Origin of the sequence: Arthrobacter sp. PL16 (assembly GCF_035985055.1) — a bacterium.
GTDB classification, from domain to species: domain Bacteria; phylum Actinomycetota; class Actinomycetes; order Actinomycetales; family Micrococcaceae; genus Arthrobacter_D; species Arthrobacter_D cheniae.
Genome location: NZ_JAXCIC010000001.1, coordinates 738,656 through 755,399 on the forward strand (window position 1 = coordinate 738,656; position 16,744 = coordinate 755,399).

The following is a 16,744-nucleotide window of genomic DNA, read 5'->3' on the forward strand; positions in this document are numbered from 1 at the left end:
ACCGGGATCAGCGGAGGACGGGCCCGCCGAACTCAGGGTAGGGGCTCCCGCACACCATGCACCGCCCAGTAACCGAGCGAGCGTGCCTTGTACATGGCGGGATTGTGCGAGGAGATGGTCCGCGCGTTACGCCAGTGCCGGTCCAGGGCCCTGCCGGTAGACGTCGCCGACGCGCCGCCCACCTCGAACAGGTCCGCGGTGGCACGCAGGGACTGCTCGACGGCGACCAGCTGCGCCTGGCTCACGGCGATGTCGGCGGCATCCACCGCGGCACGGCCACCATCCTCACCAGCATCTTCACGGTCCTCGGGTCCACCGTCCGCTCCGAGGACGGCTTCCTGGCCTTGGTGCTCCCCGTGGGCGAGTACCTCCGGCCGCAGCCGGGTGAAGGCATGGTCGAGGGCATCTGCCGCGGCGAGCACGGCTGCTCCTACCGCGAACGCCCGTCCCGTCAGCTCACCCAGGACCTCGAGCACCTGCGGGTCCTCACGCGGGAGGGGCGTCGTCGCGTTGACGTAGGACCGGGTGCGCGGCCGGACGAACGCCGCTGCGTCCTCCGCGGCGGCCCGCGTTATCCCTGCGAGCGCTGCGACGAGCACCAGCTGGAAGAAGGCGTGCACATGGCTCGGTGCATCAGGGGAGTAGGGCCGCACATTGCGTGGGTCCACCCGAACGCCCTCGAAATGGGTGGTGCCGCTGCCCGTGAGACGTTGCCCGAAGCCGTCCCAGTCATCGATCCGCTCGACCCCGGGGGCTGTCGCGCGCACCGCGTACCCGACGCGCTCGCCGTCGTACAGGGCGCTGCCGGCTATCCAGTCCGCGTAGAGACTGCCGGTGCTGTAGTACTTCGTTCCCGAGAGCGTCAACGGTCCGTCCGGACGATCGGAGGCTGTCAGGACGGTGCGGATATCGTGCAGGGAGGCGCCCGCGAGCTCGCTGGAGGCGTTGCCGATCATGGCACCCGCCGCGATGTCGAAGAGCCACCGGTCCCGGTGCGCCGACTGTGGCTGGAGCAGCGTTCCCTCGACGTAGGCGAAGTGGCCGCGCCAGAGTTGCGTGAGATTCGAGTCGGCAGCTCCGAGCTCGGTGAGGACCGTGAAGAGCTGACGGAGCGTTGCACCCGCTCCGCCGTACTCGACCGGGACGCGCAGCGCTCCGAAGCCCGCCTCCTTGAGTGCGGCGACCTCGTCGAACGGTAGCGTGCGGTCTTGCTCCCGCCGTGCTGCCCCTTCTGCGATCAGGGCGAAGAGCGGGCGGAATCGCTGCAGGAGGGTTGCCGTCGGGACGGGGCGCGCCGAGGTCTCGGGGTCGCCGCTCCGTGGCTGCTGGGTGGTCGTGAGGGACAAGGGGGCTCCTAGGCGTAGGACGGGGCAGCGGTTGCGGTGGAGTGCGTGCCGTCACCTGCGGGCTCGCTCAGCAGTGCGGCACCGCTGCCGAGGTTGGCACCGTTCCGGTAGCGGGCCCCGGGGTGCTGGTCGAACAGCCTGGTGTTCCCCGGGCCGAAGAGGCGCTCCCGAAGGGTCGATTCCTCGTAGGACCTTCGGTACAGTCCTCGTTTCTGCAGCTCGGGTACGACGAGTTCGATGAAGTCCTCCGCAGTGCCGGGCGTGAGGAACTGCCGCAGGTTGAAGCCGTCGAGGTCCGTCCCCTCGACCCACCGCTCGATCTCGTCCGCTACCTCGGTGGCAGTGCCGATGGCCACGAAGGGCCCGCGGTCGAAGCGGGTGATCCGCTCGAGGGCCTCACCCACGGTGGTGCCCGCCGGGTGGCGCCTGGTGCTCGGCTGCCTGTCCCGGCCGGGACGGTCCTCGCGGGCGAGGATGTCATCGATCACCTCGTCGGGGCGGTAGGCCGCGAGGTCGATGCCGCCTCCTCCCGCGTGGGCCAGGTAGCCCTCGGCACTGGACAGCCGGCGGTACTCGTCCGCCTTCCGCTGCGCCTCCTTGTATGTCCTGCCGACGATCACGACGGCGCTCGCGAACGCCTTGATGTGGTCGGCGCCCCGTCCGTTGGCGACGGCGAGCCGACGGAGGTCCTGCACGTTCTCACGGTAGGCGGCGGCATCGCGTCCGCCGACGAAAACTCCCTCGGCGTGTCGGGCAGCGAACGCCTTCCCCGCCGTCGAACTGCCGGCCTGGAACAGGACAGGGGTGCGCTGGAGGGAGGGCGCGCTGAGGTGCGGACCGGCGACGGAGAAGTGCGGCCCGCGATGATTGATGTAGCGGACCTTGGACGGGTCCGTGTAGATGCGCCGGTCGCGGTCCTCGATGACGGCGTCGTCGTCCCAGGAGCCCTCCCACAGCTTGTACAGGACCTCGAGGTACTCGTCAGCGATGGCGTAGCGCTGATCGTGCTCCACCTCGTCGGGCAGGCCGAAGTTGCGGGCGGCGTTGGGCAGGTAGGACGTGACGATGTTCCAGCCGAAGCGGCCCTTGGTCAGATGGTCGAGGGTCGAGGCCCGGCGGGCGAAGGCGAACGGCGGCTCGTACGTGGTGGAGAAGGTCGCCGCGAAACCGAGATGCTTGGTCACCGCGGCCATCGCCGGGATGATCAGCAGCGGATCATTGCTCGGGATCTGCACGGCCTCCCTGAGTGCTGTGTCCGGGCCACCCCGGTAGCCGTCATAGGTGCCGATCACGTCGGCGAGGAACACGCTGTCGAAAAGTCCGGCCTCGAGCAGCTTCGCGGTCTCGACCCAGAAGTCGAGGTCGTTGAAGCGGTGGCGGTTGTTCTCCGGATGCACCCAGAGACCATGGGAGATGTGGCCCACGCAGTTCATTTCGAAGAGGTTGAAGGCAACCTGGCGTGTCATGAGGGGATCGTGTCCTTTCGGAGGGCGGGAAGCGCGGGAATGGCGTTGATGAGCCGGCGCGTGTAGTCGTGGCGCGGGTTGTCGAAGACGTCGTCGACCGGGCCGTGTTCCAGGACCACTCCGTCCCTGAGGACCAGGACGTCCTTGCTCACATGCTGGATCACGCCGAGATCATGGGAGATGAAGAGATAGCTGAGGCCGAAGCGCTCCTGCAGTTCGGTGAGGAGGTCGAGGATGCGTGCCTGGACGGTGACGTCGAGGGCGGAAACCGGCTCATCGCAGATGATGACCTCCGGCTCGGCCGCCAACGCGCGGGCGATGGCCACCCGCTGTCGCTGCCCGCCCGAGAGGTCGAGCGGCCGGCTGCGTGCCTTGTCCGATGCGAGTCCAACGAGGTCGAGCAGCTCGAGGACGCGATCGGCCCTCGCTCGGCGGGGCGTTCCGGCCGCGGCGACCGCCTGACCGATGACCTGGCGAACGGTCCTGCGGGGGTCGAAGGAGTGGAGGGGGTCCTGGTAGATCATCTGCACCGAGCGGCGCGCGGAGGCGTCCCTCGCGGCCCGGTGTTCCTCCCAGGTGCGGCCGTGGAGCCGGACGGATCCGTTATCCGCCTGCTCGACGCCGAGGACGATCCTCGCCACGGTGGTCTTGCCCGAGCCGGATTCGCCCACGATCCCGAGCGTGGTGCCGGTCCCGAGCGTAAAGGACACATCGTCCACCGCTGTGCGGGTTCCGCCGCCCGGTCCCGGGTAGCTGCGCTTGATCCCCTGTACTGCGAGGATCGGCGTTCCCTGGGCCGCGGGGAGACTGACCGGGGCCGGGCTGCGGATGCCCTCCGACGGCGACGGGGCTGGAGTAAGCCGGGGGAGGGAGGGACCGCCGGGCGCCACAGGGCGCGAGCGGTCCGTCAGGCGGTGCCCTCGCGAGGACCTCGAGGGGATGGCCGCCAGCAGTCCCTGCGTGTAGGGGTGGCGCGGGTCCTGCAGGATGGCCTGGACGCTGCCCTCCTCGACGATCTCGCCGTCGCGCATCACGGCGACACGGTCCGCGAGGTCGGCGACGACGGCGAGGTCATGGCTGACCACGAGCATTCCGGTGCGCGTCCCCTTGAGTCCGCCGAGCAGGCGGAGGACCTGTGCCGCAATGGTGGCGTCCAGCGCCGTGGTCGGCTCGTCGGCGATGAGGAGGCCGGGGTCCGCCGCGATGGCCGAGGCGATCAGTGCCCGCTGGCGCAGGCCGCCGGACAGCTGGTGCGGATACTGGCGGGCACGTACCTCGGGCTCCGGGACGCCGACGGACGCGAGGAGTTCGACGACGCGCGCGTGGCGGCCGGCGCGGTCGAGGTCCCCGTGGAGGCGAAGCACTTCGCCGACCTCGTTTCCGACGGTCCGCAGTGAATCGAGGGACGAAAGGGCATCCTGCAGGATGAAGCCTGCATCCCTGCCCCGAACGCGTGACCACTGGCGTTCCGTCCAGTTGAGGGCATTCACGCCGTTGAAGCGCTGGGTGTCGGCATGGACCGTGGCGCCGGACCCCGTCAACCCGACCAGGGTCCGGGCAGTCACCGACTTGCCGGAACCTGATTCGCCGACGAGCGCGAGGCACTCGCCCTGCCGGACGGTCAGGCTGACACCCCGGACGACCTCCCGGCGGTTGATGCCACGTCCGAACTCGACGGTGAGGTTCCGTAGCTCGACGAGGGGCGGCGGTGCGACGGGGCTGAGGGTGGAGCTCATGGGAGCCTTCCTTCGGCGCGGCGACGGAGTTCGCGGCCGATGACGGTGATGGACAGGACTGTGGCGACGAGGAACGCCGCGGGGAAGGTAATCATCCAGGGTGCGTTCGAGATGAAGTTGCGACCTGATGAGAGCATCGCGCCCCATTCGGGGGCCGGGGGAGGAGTGCCGAGTCCGAGGAAGCTGAGAGATGCGCCTGCTCCGATGGCCGAGCCGACGCCGATGGTGGCCAGCACCAGGACGGGCTTGATCACGTTCGGCACGGTATGGGTCAGGAGCACACGCCACGCGGGCAGCCCCAGCGTCCGCGCTGCCTCGACATAACCGGACCTGCGCACCAGATGTGTCTGCGCTCGCGTGATCCGGGCGTAGTAGGCGATGCTGCCGGCACCGATCGCGAGGATCGCGTTCTCTGTGCCTCCGCCGATGATGCCGATGACCACGAGCGCCAGGAGGATCTCCGGGATGGCGAGGGTGACGTCGAGGAAGCGCATCACCGAGGCCTCCACGAGGCGGCCGTTCAGCCCGGCCAGGAGCCCGATGGCGGTTCCCCCGACGACGCCGATCGCCGTCGCCCCGATGCCGATGTACAGCGAGGTCGCGGCGCCATGGACGATGCGCGTGTAGTTGTCGGCGCCGGAATCGTCAGTACCGAACCACGCCCCCGAGCCCGGTGCCTGGAAGCTTCCCGCCGGGTCGACGGCGTAGGGATCACCGGAGGCGAGGAGACCCGGGGCGAGGACCGCGGTTGCGAGCCAGAGGAGGAAGGCGGAGGCCAGGAGGATGCCGGGGCGGACACGCCATCGTCGTGTGCGGCCGCGGTGCGCCGGGTTCGGGTCAGGTGTGGCCGGAGCCGGAGGCGCGGTCGGAGCAGGGGGTGCTGCCGCGGGCGGCAGGGTACGCGCGGTGAGGCTCATGCTGTCACCACTTTCGGGTCGATGAGCGTGTAGAGGAGGTCGATCACGAGGTTGACGACGACGTAGACGGCCGCCGAGAGGAGCACGATCCCGATGATGACGGGCAGGTCCTTGTTGTAGACCGACGCGAGCGTGAGGGCTCCGATGCCCTGCCTGCTGAAGAGGGTCTCCACGATGACGGAGCCCCCCAGCAGCGCGGCGACGACGAAGCCGGACATGGTCATCACAGGGATCGCGGCGTGCCGGAGGGCGTGCCGAATCCGGACCGGGAGGTTCCGCATGCCTCGGGAGCGCGCCGTCAGGATGAAAGGCTGCTCGAGGACGTCCTCGAGCTCGTTCCGCAGGACCTGGGAAAGCGTTCCGAAGATGGCCAGGGCAAGGGTGAGAGCAGGCAGGACGAGTGCCACCGGCCCCTGGTTGCCGCCGATGGGGAACCAGTGCAGCGTGAAGGAGAACACGATCAGCAGTGCGAAGCCGATGATGAAGGTCGGCGTAGCGGCGAAGACCACCTCGATCCCGGAGACGATGGACCTGATCCAGGAGGCCCGCTGTGCTGAGAGGATCGCCACCGCGAAGGTCAGGGGCAGGGCGAGTGCGACGGCGGCGGCCGAGAGCGCCGCCGTGGCGCCGATCTGCTGACCGATGGCTTCCGTCACGGGCAGGCGTAGGCGGTACGACTGTCCGAGGTCCCCTTGCAGCAGGTTCCCGAGATAGCTGCCGTACTGCACGATGAACGGCTGGTCGAGGAGGTAGTCGGCTCGGACCTGCGCCAGGGTCTCGGCGGTAGGCCTCGCGTCGGGTCCGCCGAGGATCAGGAGGGCCGTGTCCCCTGGGATCAGGTAGACCGCGAGGAAGGTCAGCGAGGCCGCGCCCCAGAGGACGCCGAGACCGACCAGCAGGCGCGTGAGGATGCGTCGGAGGACGGCCACCTACTCCGCCTTCCACGCGTAGGTCAGGACGGGCACCGGGTGGGACGTGTCGACGTCGACGTCCTGCACGGTGTTCGCGTAGGCGAACTGGCTCGGGTTTTCGTAGAGCGGCAGGCCGGGCACGATCTCGAGCAGCCGGTGCTGGGCCTTCGAGTACGCCTCTTCCGCCTCGGGCCCGTCGTCGGACTCGCGGGCTGTCAGCAGCAGGTCGTCCAGGGCCGGGTCGTTGACGTAGGACGAGTTCTGGCCGATCCGCTCACCGGTGATCTCCGAGGAGTGGTACCTGATGAACAGGACGTCGGTGGTGTTGGTGTGCCAGACGCCGGCGAGCGCGTCGAAGTCACCGGCATACCGCAGCTCGGTGAGTTGCGCCTGGGGGAGTTGGATGATCTGGAGATCGAAGCCGACCTTCCGGGCCTCGCCCTGGAGTTGGACCAGCAGGGGACTCGGCGTCGAACTCTCGACCGTCGGCACTTCGATGGTGAGTCGCTTGCCGTCCTTGGTGCGGAAGCCCTCGTCGTCCCTGGCCGACCAGCCGGCGTCGTCGAGGAGCTTGTTCGCCCGCTCCGGATCGTGGGTCAGCACGCCCTCGACGGTCGGGTCGTAGTATTTGCTCTCCCTGGAGAGGAAACTGTCGATCGGCGTATAGGTTCCGAAGCCGAGGCTTTCGGTGACGGCCTCGGTGTCGACGGCGGCTGCGAACGCCTGCCGGACCGCCAGGTCGTCGAAGGGGGCGCGGTTGAGGTTGAAGCTCAGGACGTAGGGGCTGCCGGTCCGTGGGAGGTTCTCATAGGTGAAGTCCGGGTCGGCCTGCACCGCTGCGGCGTTCTGCGGCGCGAGGTTCTCCGTGAGGTCGTACTGCCCTGACACCAGGGACTGGTGCCGGATGACCGGCTCGCTGACGAGTGTGACCTCGACGCCGTCGAGGTACGCCTCGCCGTCGCCCTCGAGCCACTCCGGCGCCCAGTCGTACCCTTCACGCTTCGAGTAGCTGATGCTCTGGCCCGGCTGGTAGTCCGCGACGGTGAACGGGCCCGTCCCGATCGGCTTCTGGCACAGCGTCTCGGGAGACTCCGCGATGGCCTTGCCCGAGTTCATGCCGAGCCACGACTGCGCGAGGGCGTAGAGGAAGGGGGTGTACGGGTAGTCGAGGTAGGCCTCGAAGGTGAATTCGTCGATGACCTTGCCGTCCACGTAGGGGGCTATGTATGCGGCGGCGAGCGGCGATTTCGTCGCCGGATCCCGCATGTGCTCGAGGTTCTGACCCAGGACCTCGGCATTCCAGGGAGATCCGTCGCTGAAGGTCACGCCCTGCTTGAGGTGGAAGGTGTAGGTCTTGCCGTCTTCCGAGATGTCCCAGGATTCCGCGAGGTACGGCGCGATGTCCCCGTTCTCGTCCAGCGTCACCACGTTGTCGTAGACCAGGCGCCCCAGGAACTGCTGCTGGGTAGCCGAGATGCCGTGGCCGTCGAGGCAGCCCGGTTCCGCCGAGATCGATACGTCCAGGATGCCGCCGCTCACGGGTTCACCGGTTGCTTCGGAGGTGGAGCTCGCCGGCCCCGCACATGAACTGAGGAGCGCGGCCAGGGCAACCGCGGATACCGCGGTGAGATTCCGGAAATACCGGAATTGCCTGGAATTCCGGGCAGGGGGAATTACGGATTCATTCAAGGGGAATTCCTTACAGCGGTCCGGCGCCGCGCAGGGCGGAATACGGAGAAGTGGAAAAGAATCAGCAGGGTGGGCGCATGGCGCGTAGGACTGCTAAGGGATGGTGCGGTGGGCGGTACAGCTCACGGTGTCTGCCTTTCGACGTGCTCTTGCCCGCACCGGACCGGCACTTGCGTGCCATGGCGGAGGCCGCTTCGTCATCCGAACCACCCAGGAACATGGGGTTGGTGTGCGGTCCAGTCGGAGCTTTGCGACCGCATCTCTTGAAGCTGGACCAACTATAGGCAGAACAGGGAGTTGTCCGGTCAATAAAAAGAAATATGACGATTATTGAGATATACGTCGGAACGAACAGGGGCGACCAGATGAATAACCTGCGGGAATTCTGGCGGGGGAGTCACTTCAGGTCCCGTTCCGGAAAGTCGTTCGCCGTGAGGTGACCTCTTCTCCGGCTGCTCCCTCGCACGTATGCCGAGCGTCAACCGAGAACGACGGCCCCGTTGTCGTCGATGCGCCAGCAGGGGTTGTGGGCGATCTCCCAGACGACGTCGTTGGGGTCGCGCACGAGGGCGTGGAAGATACCTCCGAAGGCACCCTTTCGAGGCTCCTTCAGCACCGTTGCGCCGGCATCGGCCATCGCCGCGACCACCTTCTGTACGTCGCCAGGGCTGCCGACGTTGTGGGACAGCGTCACTCCCGCTGGATCGGGCGCTTCATCACGTCCCACGTCCTCGGCGAACTTCTCGGCGAGGAACAGCCCCAGCAGCAGTCCAGGTGCTACCTGGTAGAAGATGATCTCGTCCGGTACGTCAAGGACCGGCGACCAACCCAGCTTGCGGTAGAACGACCGCGCCGCGTCGAGGTCACGCGTGGCAACGGTGATGAAGTGCAGCTGCTGGTCCATGGCGAGAGCATAGCCGCGTGCCGCTGAACGATTCGAAGCGTCTTGCCACGCTCGCTCAACAGGGGGACAGTAACCCACGGAAGGCACATGGGTTCCTGCGGAGTGATGGGATCGAATTGCTCGCGTAGCCGGATCGGAGGTTTCATGAGGAGTGTATCCAGCGCGATACTGTCTGCGTTCCTGGAGGCGGCCGAACGAGTCGAATCCGTACTCGACAGCACAGCTGTGGCGGAGCATTGGGAAGATCAGAGTGCTCTCGAGGGGTACACCGTTGCGGGCTTGGCCGGACACCTGGCGAGGGCTGTCCTCACGGTTGAGCAGTACGTCGATGCCCCGGCGCCGTCTGGAACTGTCGAGGCAACCGACGCGGCGGGATACCTCATCGCAGTGCTGGGTGACCATGATCCGGTCGACAGCGATTTCCATCGCGGGGTTCGTGCCCGCTCACATGATGCCTCCGCCGTGGGGGCTGCGGCTCTTGCACAGGACGTCGGGCGTGCGCGACGACGACTCCAGGAACACCTCGATGGATCGACCATGGATCGTCGGGTCGAAGTCCTGCAGGGTGTTGTGCTCACGGTCGAGGAGTATCTGAGGACACGACTGGTGGAACTGGTGGTGCACCTCGACGATCTTGCCGTGAGCGTTGGCGAGGAGAACAGGCAGGATCTTGCGCAGGACGCCTGCGAAGAGGCTGCGGTCGTCCTGATCCAAGTCGCCATGCGCCGGCATGGAGCGCTGGCCGTGATTCACGGTCTCGTGCGAAGGGAACGCCACCCGGAAGCTGTCCGCGCCTTCTGACGTTCATCCAGTCATCGTCCGGCGATGATTCAGATTCGATCACATCTGCGCAGTCAGTTGCACCTGGGAGGTGGAGGCCCAAGTCTGGAATTCTCGCCGTGATCATTGTGCGTCATTGAAAATTCCTTATGGCTCCTCGAGAAATGGCTCGGACATGGACGCCGCGTTTTGGCAGCAGTTTCACCGTAGTGAGCACGTCGATCAGTGAGTGGCCCAAGTTGTTCACCGCCGCACCACTACGGCGTCGCCCCTCCTCGGCGTACTCGAGGGGACTTTTGATTCCACCGGTCCGTTCTTGACTCGAAATTCCCCAGCGTGCCGACTATTCACGGTGAGGCGCGTTTCTGGGATGGACATGGTCCGGAATTTTCCGGTGTACAGCCAGCGGGCGCACCCCGAGTATCCAGCGGATGCAGCGTGAGTATTCTGCGGAGAAAAGGGAGTACACGTTACTGGTGACACCCTCTGGGGCGAAACATACGCTCTGCGACAAGGACATCCGCTGACATTACTGCGAGGGCACCCTCATGCGTCTGCTACGCCTTTTCATCGCTCTTTTACTTGCGGCGGCCGTCGCTGTCGCGCTACCCCTACCCGCCCAGGCGGCCGATGTGGGGGAGCCTGGCCCTTCATACGCAGGTGTCGGCGTCAGAACCCCGACTGCGGACAAGACCCAGAGCAAGCTCTGGTTCCAGGATGGGAATTGGTGGGGGTTGATGTGGAGCGCGTCCGCAGGTGCGACGAAAATCCACCGGCTCGACGCCGCAACGGAGGTGTGGCAGGAGACGGAGACGGTTGTCGATACGCGGCAGAGTGCGCGCGGTGACGCGCTCTGGGACGTGAGGGACGGCAAGCTCTACGTCGTGTCGGGCACGACTGTGGTCTCGGAGTGGGGTATGCCACCATCCCAGCAGGCGGTGACGTCCGGGTCCGCAGAGCTTCACCGCTTCAGCTACAACGCGTTGACGAAGACCTATTCCCAAGACGCCGGATTCCCCGTCACCATTCGCAGTGGTAGCACGGAATCGATCACCGTGGCCAAAGACTCCGTCGGTATGCTGTGGGTCACCTACTCCGTTGTCTCGGCCGACAACACCAACCGCATCTACGTCAACCACTCGACGACGAGCGACACGGCGTGGAGTACTCCGCTCGTCCTACCGACTCCCAACGCCCTGGTGCACCACGACGATATTTCTGCAATCACATCCTTCCAGGGCGACAAGGTTGCAGTCATGTGGAGCAATCAGCGGCCGGGACAGAAGAGGTTCTACCTGTCCATCCACCAGGACGGTCAGCCAGACAACTCGTGGCAGACAGAGGTCGCCTACGGAGGCGGAACGAACTGCTCCGGGGGATGCGCGAACGACCATATCAACCTCAAGGAATTGACGAGCGACGGCAGCGGCCGCCTCTTCGTAGCGATCAAGACAGCCGCTCAGCAACCCGGTCAAACGTTTGTGGCGCTCCTGGTGCGGGATAGTGCGGCCAAGTGGACCAGCGCGCCTTTCGGCGTTGTCTCGGACGCGCACACGCGCCCCATGGTCATGATCGACGAGGAGCGCCGTCAGGTCTGGGTGTTCGCGGTCGCGCCGGAGGCGGGCGGCACCGTGGTTTACAAGAAGGCGCCGCTCGACAACATCTCCTTCCCACGCGGCGCCGGCACGACCATCATCAGCAGCAGTACCGACAGGGACATCAACGACCCAACATCAACGAAACAGAGCGTCAACGGTGAGACTGGTCTGGTGGTGCTGACGGCTTCGAGGGTCAACTCTCAGTACTGGCACGCCCGCATGAATCTCAACTAGTCCTGCCGCCGGGTGGTGCGACACGTGCCCTCGAACGGAGCGGAAGCAGTCCTTCGCTGACACAGTCGACGCCGAATAGGACATTGGACCTGATTCTACGAAGACCGACAGTTCGTGGCGCGACCAGCGGGGCAGACCAGAGGTCGAGTCCTGGATCCAGGACGAGATTGGTCGAGCTATTGCCGAACACCTTGTTGAGCCGGACTGGAAGGTAGTGGCGACCGACAACCCCAGCGCCGCGGAAGAGCTGCAGCGTAGCTACGGGGTGGTGATCCGTCGCTCGAATCTCGCTGACCGCACCTCACGTCACTCCTATGCGTCAACCTGAAAACTGTCTTGCAACCAAGCTCTCAGTCGTGTTTCAAAACTGCCGCCGAGGAGACGGGTAGCACGTCATAGAAGGAGCAGTAGTGGCGCGGGAGCGGGTGTGTCTTGTCCGAGTGTGGGCTAGCCGGGCATCTTCCCTGATGAGGTAAGGAATGGCGCCGGTCAGCAAGGGAAGTGAAGTACCTGGGCCGACGCTCCGGGTGTTGCTCCCGTCGGCGACCGCCTCACGGGCGATTTGTAGCTAGGGGCAGGAGTAGTTGTAATCGAGTCCGGCGGACACGTACTGCGTCACTGATACCCGGCTGCCGGGTGTGAGACCAGGCAAGGAGCAACTCGACTTCGCTCCCCGCAAGGTCCTGGAACCTGCAAGCCAGCTCGGCAGTCCCATGAGGGAGCTGCTGGACGGGACGGTCCCAGCGATGGTTCCCCACTGATAGCCCGTGGAGTAGATTCCGACACGGGAGTCCGTGATGCTCTTGAAGTAGGCGACCATTCCTCCAAGGTTCGCCCGGTTCAGGCTTGGGCCGTCGAGATTCGGGTTGCTGCTCGTGCCGGTCTGCCAGCTATTGCCCGTCTCCACATCCAGCCACCAGAAATACGAGCCGGGATTCGCCACGCCTCGTGAAGTAGCGTCCTGATAGGCCCTCACATAGCCGTACATGTAGGAGCAGGCGCGGTTGACCGGAGCCGGCTGGCCTACTTTTGCTGGCGCGCATGCTCCATAGGGATTGGTAATCACCTTGCCGTCGTCATTGATGTTGGACGACGGCCACCATGAGCCGGCATGTCCGGGGTTGGCAGTGTTCACATACAAGGCAACCTTGGGCTGCGCAGTTACCCCGGAAGTCTCTGTAGCACCCTCGGCCCAGGCGAGTTGCGCCGAGAGGCAGGGGTTGGTGTTGTTGGCCAGTCCGCCGTTCACCCCTACGATCGCGAATGCTGTCGAGCTGGGAAGTGTCTTGCCACACTGGGGCCAGGACACGTCATTGCCCACCAGATCTGTGGTTCCCGATGCCGGGGCAGCCGCCACCGGAGCCATTCCTGCGACTGTCAGCCCTAGGAGTGCCAGGAATGTGCATGCTGTCTTCATCCCGAATCGACCCATGCCCAACGGTACGTCTGCTTCCGGAACAACACGCCGAGAAGGTCAGGGCATCAACCGGTCGTTCGTCAGATGCACTCGACAGGCTTCCGTCATTCCGGGCTCGCCGGCGATCGCACAGGAGAGCGGGCGGCGCCCTGCGTCAGTCTTGACTGATTGTGCGCGTTGGAGTGCACCATCGACGGTTGCGAGAGGTTCTGCCAGGCCCTGTTTGTTAGGACAGGCCGGCGCAGAGCTCTCGCTACCTCCCCGGTCAGCGGGGCGCGGTTCGATGCCGTCCATGATCCGTCGACCGATGCCCCGTACCGGTTCCCCGGAGCAGGACGGTAATGGCAGATGAGATCATGATTTCGATGATCGGATCGGCGCGTGGGAATCCGCGCATCACCCGATGACGTCGATGACGACGCCCCGGGAGGTGGAACCGTCCGTTCGGACATGATTTCTCTCTAGCGAGGCCGTTTCACACCCACTCCCCGCGTCGCAACGGCGGATCCTCTCCTCCCGGACGCTGCACCAGCACCTGATTGACGCCGTTCAGCCCCCGCTCGAAGCCGAGGGCACTCGACGCCATGTACAACCGCCACACCCGGGCCCGTCCCTCGCTCGTCAGACGTACCGCCTCGTCCCAGTTCTCCTCGAGGTTGCGCACCCAGGCCCGGAGCGTCAGCGCGTAGTGCCGGCGGAGCGCCTCGACGTCGAGCACTTCCAACCCCGCCGATTCGAGCGCCCCGAGCGTGACGGTGAGGCTGAGCATCTCCCCGTCGGGGAAGACGTAGCGGGGGATGAAGGAGTCTGGATCCGGTGGCATCTCACCTGCATTCCAGGAGATCGCGTGGTTGAGCAGGCGCCCACCGGGACGTAGCAAGCCGTACAGATGGGACGCGTAGGATCCGATGTGGTCTCCGCCAACGTGTTCGGCCATGCCGATCGAGCTGATCGCATCGAACGGACGGTCGTGGACATCGCGGTAGTCCTGAACCCGGATCTCGATTTGGTTGGCTAGGCCGGCGGCACCCACGCGCTCCTGTCCAAGGGCTGCCTGCTCCTTCGAGAGCGTGACACCAACGACGTCGACGCCGTAGATCTGCGCTGCGTGCAGCGCGAAGCTGCCCCAGCCGCAGCCCACGTCAAGCACCCGCATGCCCGGCCGAAGGCCGAGTTTGCGGCACACCAGGTCGAGCTTCGCCTCCTGGGCTGCGTCCAAGCCGATGTTCTCCTGTTCCCAGACCGCGCAGGAGTAAACCATTGACCGACCGAGCACAAGCGCATAGAACTCGTTGCCGACGTCGTAGTGATGGGAGATCGCGGCGGCGTCCCGCTTCCTGGAATGCTTCCGTCCCGATCGGGTCACGTTCATCTCCTCCGGCGGCGGCGCGGGCGGAAGTCCTAGCGCACCAACCCGGACGGCTGCGTTGAGCAGTGTCATGCGCTCGCCGAAGGTGGGAGGGCGGAAAGCCTTCAGTTCGGCGAACTTGCCCACGGAGCTGAGCGCCGAGAAGCTCTCGAACAGGTCGCCGGGTGCATCGATATCACCGGCGACATATGCGCGGCTCAACCCGAGCTGATCCGGCGACCACAGCATGTGCCGTAATCCCCGCCGGGAACGGAACTCGATCACAGGGGCACGGGCGGGTCCTGCTTCTGATCCGTCCCATGCTCGCAGCCTCATCGGCAGCTCCTTGGTGCCCAGGACGAGCTCCAAGGCGTCGGCCAAGCGCGGTGCTACTCCCTTTTTCTTGCCCATGCCTCCCTGTCTACTACGACTTCTTCGTAGGAACCAGAGAACGCCAGGCGACCAGCTCCGCTGTCGCCGTGTCCGATGCCGCAAGCTGGCAGCAGCACCTGAGGGCTGCCAAAGGCACGCGTCACATCAACCGTCGTGATGCCACCTGGCTCCCTGACGCCGCAGGATCCGCTGCCATCTGCTGAGGCACAGCAGAGTCGTCCTGCTGTGGGGACCTGAGGCGGACGGACGCTGCAGGACCGGGAAGCAGTCGACTTCGCATGAGGTCCTGATTGACGGGTGCGCTGCACCGAGTACCTACGCGCCTACTACCGGGTGGCATGGTGGCTCTCGAGCAGTCCATTCGGAGTATCTCCCCGTTCTTCCAGGCCCCGGTGCCGAGTGTTTCGGGGGAGTTGAAGCTCAACACCTCCATTACCCGATAGAGGGTTGCATGCTGTAAGGACTGTCAGGAGAACGACATCGGTAAGGGGCAGTGCGAGGGCTCGTTGCATCTTGTCCTGTTGGCAGTAATGGAAACCCACTGTTCGCCCCAGCCAATCGATTATCTGTCCAGATGCTGCAAGCATGACCCGTGCTGTTACCGGCATGGCGCTCGGCTTTCGCCCATCAGGCATCAGCTACGACACGGGATTCTTCATCCCACTAGTGGGCTTCGTTGTAGGCGTCGACGATCGACTTCGTGATACGTCCTCTGGAGTTGGGATTGTATCCGTTGTCCTTGGCCCACTGGCGAATCTGCTGGGTTTCCTCGCGCTTGGATTGGCTTGTTGAGGAAGTTTCTGGTGAGGGCTGGCGGCCGCCCTGGCCCCGCTTGCCGCGCGTCGACTTCCGGCCCTTTTCCACATACTTGGAGAGGGCTGAGCGCAGCTTTTCCGCGTTTTCGGTGGTGAGGTCGATTTCGTAGTCGGTGCCGTCGACTGCGAATCGCACGGTTTCCTCTGCTGTCTCGCCGTTGAGATCGTCGACCATTTCGACCTGTACACGCTGTGCCATTGTTCTCACTCCTGAAGTGTCCGCTATGAATAAATGATCCCCCTTCAAGGACTCTAGCGCGAACAAATGTTGGGCTGCGCCTGCGCCAATCCTCAAGTGGCCCGATCCACCCTTACTGCTTTTCAGAATCCGGATCTTCCGGATCTACCGAATTTGTCGGATCGTGTGGAACGGGGGCGACGAAGTTCAGCCATACCCAGCCCTCGCGCTGAACCTTGATGAGTGGTTCGAGGAATCGGATTTTGACTGCTGTCCTCGTGTAGGCGATGGAGTGGGACTGGATGCGGATGGCTTTGGAGAGGAAACGGATCCACGCGTACACCCGTCTCGGTTCCGGGAAGCTCGTGGGATGGCATTTTCCGACGGCGAGTTCGGCCGCGGTGAGCATGATCAGCTCCTCGCGCATCACGAACTCCTCTTGCTTGCTCGTTCATCAGCTTCGCGTAGTGCTTGCCGTGTCTTTTTGAGCCACCCACGACCCGGCACGTGTCTTGCCTGCCGCCCGGCTTTAGAACCCGTCGACGCCGGCGACGCGGCGCAGCCGCCAATCCTTCCACCTGGGGTCGGTGCTCATATCAAACTCCAGCACAGGGGACGCCGGCCGGTCTGGGCCTGGAACCGCCAGAAACGGGTCGTGACCAGGCTGCCCTGCCCGCCCACAGGAGAGCCAAGAGACGAGCCAAGGGAAGAGTTCAGGGGAGTGGTTCCTGGTTCCCACCAGGAACTCGAACTCGACCAGGACACGGGTTCGCTGATGACCTGCCAGATACTGCCCCGCCAGCGCAGCGCCAGGGGTGTCCCGGAGGGTAGGAAACGGACAAACGCGGGCTCGTCCAGCACATGCCACGCAGGCTCCTCGTTCGTGTGTCCTTGTCGTGGTGCGCCTACTGGTTGTGCTGTCATCGTCCGCCGTCCTGGTTCGTCTGCCGTTCCTCGTGCAGGGTTTAAAATAGAACACAGGTTCGATTATGTGGGAAGTCGCCCGCGCGTA

Annotated in this window: 13 protein-coding genes and 1 riboswitch; of the genes, 2 read left to right on the forward strand and 11 right to left on the reverse strand. The window is 65.2% G+C overall.

The window, feature by feature from the left end; translation table 11 throughout:
• Nucleotides 1-32 precede the first annotated feature (32 nt).
• From RCH21_RS03385 to RCH21_RS03415, 7 genes are all read right to left on the reverse strand, one after another.
• A complete protein-coding gene (locus RCH21_RS03385; protein WP_326963174.1) occupies nt 33-1,346 on the reverse strand; it encodes an acyl-CoA dehydrogenase family protein in 1,314 nt (437 codons plus the stop codon).
• Between the two features lie 8 nt (nt 1,347-1,354).
• A complete protein-coding gene (locus RCH21_RS03390; protein ID WP_326963175.1) occupies nt 1,355-2,812 on the reverse strand; it encodes an LLM class flavin-dependent oxidoreductase in 1,458 nt (485 codons plus the stop codon).
• Entirely contained in the window at nt 2,809-4,548 is a 1,740-nt protein-coding gene (locus RCH21_RS03395) for an ABC transporter ATP-binding protein (protein ID WP_326963176.1), read from the reverse strand. The genes RCH21_RS03390 and RCH21_RS03395 overlap by 4 nt, the downstream gene beginning before the upstream one ends.
• Nucleotides 4,545-5,465, reverse strand: coding sequence for an ABC transporter permease (locus RCH21_RS03400; RefSeq protein WP_326963177.1), 921 nt, complete (start codon nt 5,463-5,465; stop codon nt 4,545-4,547). Before RCH21_RS03400 ends, RCH21_RS03395 begins: the two co-directional genes overlap by 4 nt.
• On the reverse strand, nt 5,462-6,394 hold the full coding sequence (locus RCH21_RS03405; RefSeq protein WP_326963178.1) for an ABC transporter permease: 933 nt from the start codon (nt 6,392-6,394) through the stop codon (nt 5,462-5,464). The genes RCH21_RS03400 and RCH21_RS03405 overlap by 4 nt, the downstream gene beginning before the upstream one ends.
• Nucleotides 6,395-8,065, reverse strand: coding sequence for an ABC transporter substrate-binding protein (locus tag RCH21_RS03410; protein WP_326963179.1), 1,671 nt, complete (start codon nt 8,063-8,065; stop codon nt 6,395-6,397).
• A 140-nt stretch (nt 8,066-8,205) separates the two neighbouring features.
• A riboswitch (SAM riboswitch) is annotated at nt 8,206-8,334 on the reverse strand.
• Nucleotides 8,335-8,543: 209 nt separating this feature from the next.
• Entirely contained in the window at nt 8,544-8,969 is a 426-nt protein-coding gene (locus tag RCH21_RS03415; protein ID WP_326963180.1) for a VOC family protein, read from the reverse strand.
• Nucleotides 8,970-9,113: 144 nt separating this feature from the next.
• Here RCH21_RS03415 and RCH21_RS03420 point away from each other — a divergent pair, with 144 nt between their 5' ends.
• Nucleotides 9,114-9,770 (forward strand): maleylpyruvate isomerase N-terminal domain-containing protein, encoded by a 657-nt coding sequence (locus tag RCH21_RS03420; RefSeq protein ID WP_326963181.1) that lies wholly within the window; start codon nt 9,114-9,116, stop codon nt 9,768-9,770.
• Between the two features lie 527 nt (nt 9,771-10,297).
• A complete protein-coding gene (locus RCH21_RS03425; RefSeq protein WP_326963182.1) occupies nt 10,298-11,581 on the forward strand; it encodes a hypothetical protein in 1,284 nt (427 codons plus the stop codon).
• A 568-nt stretch (nt 11,582-12,149) separates the two neighbouring features.
• On the opposite strand, the gene RCH21_RS03430 is transcribed toward RCH21_RS03425, so the two are convergent.
• From RCH21_RS03430 to RCH21_RS03445, 4 genes are all read right to left on the reverse strand, one after another.
• Nucleotides 12,150-12,947 (reverse strand): hypothetical protein, encoded by a 798-nt coding sequence (locus RCH21_RS03430; protein ID WP_326963183.1) that lies wholly within the window; start codon nt 12,945-12,947, stop codon nt 12,150-12,152.
• A 526-nt stretch (nt 12,948-13,473) separates the two neighbouring features.
• On the reverse strand, nt 13,474-14,757 hold the full coding sequence (locus RCH21_RS03435; RefSeq protein WP_326963184.1) for a cyclopropane-fatty-acyl-phospholipid synthase family protein: 1,284 nt from the start codon (nt 14,755-14,757) through the stop codon (nt 13,474-13,476).
• A gap of 645 nt (nt 14,758-15,402) precedes the next feature.
• Nucleotides 15,403-15,753, reverse strand: a complete 351-nt coding sequence (locus tag RCH21_RS03440) for a histone-like nucleoid-structuring protein Lsr2 (RefSeq protein WP_120147644.1) — start codon at nt 15,751-15,753, stop codon at nt 15,403-15,405.
• A gap of 112 nt (nt 15,754-15,865) precedes the next feature.
• On the reverse strand, nt 15,866-16,159 hold the full coding sequence (locus RCH21_RS03445; RefSeq protein ID WP_326963185.1) for a hypothetical protein: 294 nt from the start codon (nt 16,157-16,159) through the stop codon (nt 15,866-15,868).
• Between the last annotated feature and the right edge of the window lie 585 nt (nt 16,160-16,744).

Bases quoted from the DNA above. Each gene is read 5' to 3' on its own strand.
- RCH21_RS03390 (WP_326963175.1), bottom strand. From the start codon at position 2,812: ATGACACGCCAGGTTGCCTTCAACCTCTTCGAAATGAACTGCGTGGGC.
- RCH21_RS03395 (WP_326963176.1), bottom strand. From the start codon at position 4,548: ATGAGCTCCACCCTCAGCCCCGTCGCACCGCCGCCCCTCGTCGAGCTA.
- RCH21_RS03400 (WP_326963177.1), bottom strand. From the start codon at position 5,465: ATGAGCCTCACCGCGCGTACCCTGCCGCCCGCGGCAGCACCCCCTGCT.
- RCH21_RS03415 (WP_326963180.1), bottom strand. From the start codon at position 8,969: ATGGACCAGCAGCTGCACTTCATCACCGTTGCCACGCGTGACCTCGAC.
- RCH21_RS03420 (WP_326963181.1), top strand. From the start codon at position 9,114: ATGAGGAGTGTATCCAGCGCGATACTGTCTGCGTTCCTGGAGGCGGCC.
- RCH21_RS03425 (WP_326963182.1), top strand. From the start codon at position 10,298: ATGCGTCTGCTACGCCTTTTCATCGCTCTTTTACTTGCGGCGGCCGTC.
- RCH21_RS03430 (WP_326963183.1), bottom strand. From the start codon at position 12,947: ATGGCTCCGGTGGCGGCTGCCCCGGCATCGGGAACCACAGATCTGGTG.
- RCH21_RS03435 (WP_326963184.1), bottom strand. From the start codon at position 14,757: ATGGGCAAGAAAAAGGGAGTAGCACCGCGCTTGGCCGACGCCTTGGAG.
- RCH21_RS03440 (WP_120147644.1), bottom strand. From the start codon at position 15,753: ATGGCACAGCGTGTACAGGTCGAAATGGTCGACGATCTCAACGGCGAG.
- RCH21_RS03445 (WP_326963185.1), bottom strand. From the start codon at position 16,159: ATGCGCGAGGAGCTGATCATGCTCACCGCGGCCGAACTCGCCGTCGGA.